The organism is Nocardioides sp. (genome assembly GCF_016462705.1).
Taxonomy (GTDB): domain Bacteria; phylum Actinomycetota; class Actinomycetes; order Propionibacteriales; family Nocardioidaceae; genus Nocardioides.
Genome location: NZ_JAEMSS010000229.1, coordinates 1 through 5529, shown reverse-complemented (window position 1 = coordinate 5529; position 5529 = coordinate 1). Strand labels below are relative to the sequence as shown.

At 74.4% G+C, this 5529-nt stretch carries 4 protein-coding genes; 1 reads left to right on the top strand and 3 read right to left on the bottom strand.

What is annotated here, in order from left to right; genetic code table 11:
* The 3 genes from JHD21_RS20060 to JHD21_RS20050 form a co-directional block, all read right to left on the bottom strand.
* Positions 1-1918 (bottom strand): ribonuclease E/G (locus JHD21_RS20060; protein ID WP_292678916.1); only part of this gene is annotated, 1918 nt, incomplete at its 3' end.
* A 349-nt stretch (positions 1919-2267) separates the two neighbouring features.
* Complete coding sequence (locus tag JHD21_RS20055; RefSeq protein ID WP_292678914.1) at positions 2268-2996, bottom strand: TIGR03936 family radical SAM-associated protein; 729 nt, start codon at positions 2994-2996, stop codon at positions 2268-2270.
* 18 nt (positions 2997-3014) lie between these two features.
* The gene (locus JHD21_RS20050) at positions 3015-4220 is read right to left on the bottom strand and encodes a winged helix DNA-binding domain-containing protein (protein WP_292678911.1); all 1206 of its coding nucleotides are present in this window, start codon (positions 4218-4220) and stop codon (positions 3015-3017) included.
* Positions 4221-4247: 27 nt separating this feature from the next.
* Here JHD21_RS20050 and JHD21_RS20045 point away from each other — a divergent pair, with 27 nt between their 5' ends.
* Complete coding sequence (locus JHD21_RS20045) at positions 4248-5450, top strand: MFS transporter (RefSeq protein ID WP_292678908.1); 1203 nt, start codon at positions 4248-4250, stop codon at positions 5448-5450.
* The last annotated feature ends 79 nt before the right edge of the window (positions 5451-5529 follow it).

Sequence of the window (5529 nt, the reverse complement as noted above, 5' to 3'; positions counted from 1 at the left end):
ACTTGCCGGTGTTGACGTCGACGACGGTCATCGCCTCGGTCCGGTCGATGACCAGGGACCCGCCCGAGGGCAGCCACACCTTGCGGTCCAGCCCCTTGGCGATCTGCTCGTCCACGCGGTAGGCGGCGAACAGGTCGACGCCGCCGTGCTCGTCGACGTCGTACTTCTCCAGGCGGGGCTCGAGGTCGGGGGCGACGTGGGCGACGTAGCTCTGCACGGTGTCCCACGCGTCCGGACCCTGGATCACCAGCTTGGCGAAGTCCTCGGTGAACAGGTCACGGACGACCTTGAGGGTCAGATCGGGCTCGCCGTACAGCAGCTGCGGGGCGTTGCCCTTGGCCTTGGCCTCGATGTCCTCCCAGCGCGCCTTGAGCCGCTCGACGTCGCGGGTCAGCTCCTCCTCGCTGGCGCCCTCGGCGGCGGTGCGCACGATGACGCCCGCGGTGTCGGGGACGATCTCCTTGAGCAGGGTCTTGAGCCGGTTGCGCTCGGTGTCGGGCAGCTTGCGCGAGATGCCGCTGGTGGTGCCGTCGGGGACGTAGACCAGGAAGCGTCCGGCCAGCGAGATCTGGCTGGTGAGCCGGGCGCCCTTGTGGCCGACCGGGTCCTTGGTGACCTGGACGAGCACGGCCTGGCCCGAGGACAGCACCGACTCGACCTTGCGGGGCTGGCCCTCCTTGTGACCGAGTGCCGACCAGTTGACCTCGCCGGCGTAGAGCACGGCGTTGCGGCCCCGGCCGATGTCGATGAACGCCGCCTCCATGGAGGGCAGGACGTTCTGGACCCGGCCGAGGTAGACGTTGCCGATCAGCGAGGTCTGCGACTCGCGGGCGACGTAGTGCTCGACGAGGACCTTGTCCTCGAGCACGCCGATCTGGGTCAGGTCGTCGCGCTGCCGGATGACCATCACCCGGTCGACGGACTCCCGGCGGGCCAGGAACTCGGCCTCGCTGACGATCGGGGCGCGGCGGCGGCCGGCCTCACGGCCCTCGCGGCGGCGCTGCTTCTTTGCCTCGAGCCGGGTGGACCCCGCCAGAGCAGTGATCTGGTCCTCGCCGGTGCGCGACCGGCGGGCCCGAGGCGTGCCCCCGCCGCTGTCGCCGGAGTCGTCGCCGTCCTCGCCCGTGCGGCGGCGCCGGCGCCTGCGCCGGGAGCTGCCCTCGCCGCTCGACTCGTCGCCGGCGCCCGACTCGTCCTCGTCGGCCTTCTCGGCCCGGCCGTCGTCGGAGCCCTCGGCGTCGTCGTCGCCCTGCTCGCTGCCGCCCCCGCCGTCACCCGGCTTGCGACGACGGCGGCCGCCGCGGCGGCGCCGGCGGCGTGCCCCGCCCTCACCGGACTCGTCGCCGTCGGGCTGCTCGCCCTCGGACCGGTCACCCTCGGGCCGGTCGTCGTCGCTCGCGGACCCGTCGGCACCCGGCTCGGACTCGGCCGACTCCGCCTTCTTGGCCGCGGACTTCTTCGCCGAGGTCCGCTTCGCGGTCTTCTTGGCCGGCTTGGCTTCCGCGTCGCCGTCGGCGTCGGTGCCGGCGTCAGGGCCGGTCGCGGGGCCGGTGTCGCCATCCGGGGCCGCCTCGGCGGCGGGCTTCTTCTTCGCGGACTTCCTGGCCGGCTTCGTCGCGACCGGCTCGGGCGCCTTGAACAGGGGCAGCGTGCCCGTGGGGCCGGACGCCTCGGCGGGCGCGGTGGTCTCGACCACCGGGGCGGCCTCAGTGGGCTCGGCGGTCTCCGGAGAGCCGGCGACCTTCTTGGCCGCCTTCTTCGCCGGCGCCTTCTTGGCGGCGGTCTTCTTGACGGCGGTCTTCTTGGCCGCCGCCTTCTTCGCCGGCGCCTTCTTGGCGGCGGTCTTCTTCGCGGGCGCCTCGGCGGTCTCGGGTGCTTCGGACGCCTCGACGGCGTCGACCGGGTTGTCGTCGGTCATGTGTGGGTGCTCCTCGGCCAGGACCACGCGGGGTGACCTGGCAGGTAGTACGCCGCGAACCTGGGCCGCACCTCGCGGTGCGACGTCGGGGCCGGGCGACAAAGCTTGTCGTGGCGGCGACACCCTGCGCGGTGTGCGTTGCCAGAGCCGGTGTCGTGACCTACCGCGGTCGCCGTGTCCATGTGGCGGGTCGCTGTCACCGACCTGCCGGGCCGCGTCGCGGGCTGGCTACGACTCCGGTTCCCACTGCGAGAACGTCGTCGGGTCGTCGATCTGGGGATCGTCGACCATGGCGAGTATCGCACACCACACCTCGGGACACCGGTTCCCCGGCGGGTCCGGCCCGGGGTCAGGCCGGGTGCAGCGGGTCCCCGATCTCTCCTGTCGCGGAGTCCAGCGGGCCCTGTCCGAGCCTGGTCAGCAGCGGTACGCCGACCCGCACGCGGCCGCTGACCGCGGCCATGCCGGTGAGCACGTCGTCGGGGCGCACCGCCGGGACCAGGTGTCGCAGGACCAGCTCCAGGGTGACGGTCGGTGGACCGGCATCCGCTGCCCCCACCACACCCAGGGAGTGCACCGCCGCCCGCGCGTCGAGGTCGCGCAGCCCCTTCTTCGTCATCCGCTGCACCGGCACCTCCGTGGCGGCCAGGAAGGCCACCACCTCCGCCTCGACGTCGGCGCGGTCGCCGGGCACCTCGAGACGCCACCGGCTCGCCTCGAGGAGGTCGGCGAGGCTCCCTCCGGGCGACTCGACGACCTCGACGATGTCGAGCCCGTCCGGGAGCGCCTCGGCCAGGGAGGCGTGGATCGTGGCGGGGTCGACCACCTCGGCCAGGGCGAGCTCGAGGTACTCGGCCTCGCTGGCCGACCCGGTCGGCGCCGCCCCGGCGTAGGAGATCCGCGGGTGCGGGTTGAAGCCGGACGAGTAGGCCATCGGCACCCTCGCCCGGAAGACCGCTCGCTCGAAGGCCCGGCTGAAGTCGCGGTGGCTGGTGAACCGGAGCCGGCCACGCTTGGCGTAGCGGATCCGCAGCCGCTGCACCGGCGGCAGATGCTGCTCGGGCTGCTCCCTAGCCACGCCGGTTCCGTGGGGGGCTCACGGGTGGGTCCAGTCAACGGCCTTCATCGCGACCGAAGGGTAGACGGTGCCGACCCGGGTGCCGCCCAGCCAGGCGGTCAGCCGCTCCGCCTCGACGGCCAAGGCCGCCTTCGCGGCCCGCGGCAGCGGCTCCATCAGCCGCACCTCCACGACGCCGGCCTCGTCCTGCACCCAGCACCCCACGACCCGCCCGTCCCACCAGGCCGTGGTCCCGGCGTTGCCGTTGGTGTCGAACAGGTGCGGGCCGTGGTCGCCCAGGTAGAACGCGCGCTCCTTCCACCCCATCACCGTCGGGTCGAGCACCGGGAGGAGCGCCGCCCACGGCTCGGCCACGGGCGCCGCGCCGTCGAGAGCCTCGTCGTCGGGAAGGACCCAGCCGGTGCCACCGCCGTCCAGGCCCACCTCGACGGCCTCGAGGTCGGCCAGCGCCCGGCGTACCGCGGTCTTGGTCGAGCCCAGCCACCACACGACGTCGGTCTCGGTCCCGGGGCCGAACGTCGCCAGCCAGCGGCGGACCAGCTCGGCGTACCCGGGCCCGGGCTCGAGCGGCGCAGGCACGTCGTCCAGCCAGTCCGCCATGAGCGTCCACCGTGGCTTGGAGATGCGCCAGTGGCCGGCGTTGACCCCGCGGACGACCGTCCCCTCCACCGCCAGCTGGGTGAGCACCCGCGGCGCGAGGTAGACGGTGACGGCGTACTTGGTGCCCGGCGCGAGCTCCAGCTTCTCCTCGAGCATCGGCACCCGCTCCCGCACCTCCTGCGCGGTCAGCCCGTCGCGGGCACTGTCAGCGGCCAGGGCCTCGACGACCGCGGCGCGCGCCCGGTCGAGCCAGGCATGGCCGTCCTCGGCGTGCCCGGCGGACTCCAGCTCCTTGGCCAGGCGGGCGGCCAGCTGCTGGGCGACCCGGGCGGACGCGCTGCCCCACGCGGCCGGCAGCAGGTCGCGGGGGAACACGAACAGGGTGCGGCGCATCGCGAGCTGCTTGACCAGCGACCGGTCGTCGTAGAGCGCCCGGTCGACGTCGGCGACCGTCAGGTCGTCCACCCGCGCGGCGAGCGAGAGGTAGACCGTGGCGGGCTCGGTGGCGTGCAGGACCGTCAGCGCCTCGGTCGCCGCGACCGGGTCGGACACCCGTGACCAGGGGGCGACCGCGTGCCGTCCGGCCAGCCGGGCCCGCCGCTCGTCGTCGCTGATGTGCCGCACGACGCCAAGGGTGGCAGCATCCGGCCGGTGGATCGACGCCGAGAACTGATCGCTCCCGTCCTCGTCGGCCTGGTCCTCCTCTCGCTGAACCTGCGGCCCGCCGCGGTCAGCGTCGGCCCGGTGCTCACCGAGGTCCGCGCTGCCCTGGGCATGTCGGCCGCGGTCGCGGGCCTCCTGACCTCCCTGCCGGTGCTGGCGTTCGCCGTCTTCGGCGCGCTCGCGCCGTGGGCGGCCCGCCGGATCGGGCCGCACCGGGTCACGCTGGTCGGGCTCGCCGCGGTCGCCGCCGGTCTGCTGGGGCGGGCCTGGGTCAGCCACGAGGCGGCGTTCCTGCTGCTCTCGCTGGTGGCCCTGGGCGGGATGGCGATGGCCAACGTGCTGATCCCGTCCCTGGTCAAGCGGCACTACCCCGACCGGGTCGGCCCACTGACCGCGGTCTACACGACGGCGCTGGCCCTCGGTCTCACCGCGGCGCTGGTCCTCACCGTGCCGATCGCGGAGGCGTTCGGGTCGTGGCGCGCCGGGCTCGCGGCGTGGGCGGTCCTCGCGGTCCTGGCCGTGGTCCCGTGGCTCGGCCTGGCCAGCCACGACGCGCCCGACCCGGACGCGGTGCCCAGCGCGAACCGCGCGGTCCGGTTCGGCGACGTAGCCCGCACCCCGCTCGGCCTGGCGATGGCGGCGTTCTTCGGGCTCCAGTCCCTCCAGGCGTACGCCGTGTTCGGCTGGTTCGCGACGCTGTGGCGCGACGCCGGGTTCAGCGCCGCCCAGGCCGGGGCGCTCGTCGGGCTGGTGGCGGCGACCTCCATCCCGCTGGCGACGTGGGCGCCCCGGGCGGTCGCCCGGCCGGGGAACCAGCGCGCCGTGCTGTTCGGCGTCATGCTGCTCTACCCGGTGGCCTACGTGGGCCTGGCCGTGGCCCCGCACTCCCTGGCCATCCTGTGGGCAGTGGTCCTGGGCGCGGCGACGACGACGTTCCCGATGGTGCTCACCCTGATCGGCCTGCGCGCGGCCACGCCGGAGGGCACCGCGGCCCTGTCGAGCTTCACCCAGGCGACCGGCTACCTGCTGGCCGCCGTCGGCCCGTTCGGCGTCGGCGTCCTCCACGACGCGAGCGGTGGCTGGACCGTCCCGCTGCTCGCGCTCAGCGTCCTCGTCGTGCCCATGCTCGCCCTCGGCGCCTACGTGTCGCGACCCGCCGCGGTCGAGGAACAGCTCGCCGGTCACCGCTGACGACCTGCCCTGGCACTAGGCTCGCGCCGTGACCGACGAGCAGACACCTGGCCAGCCGCCGCACGACCCGGCCCAGCCC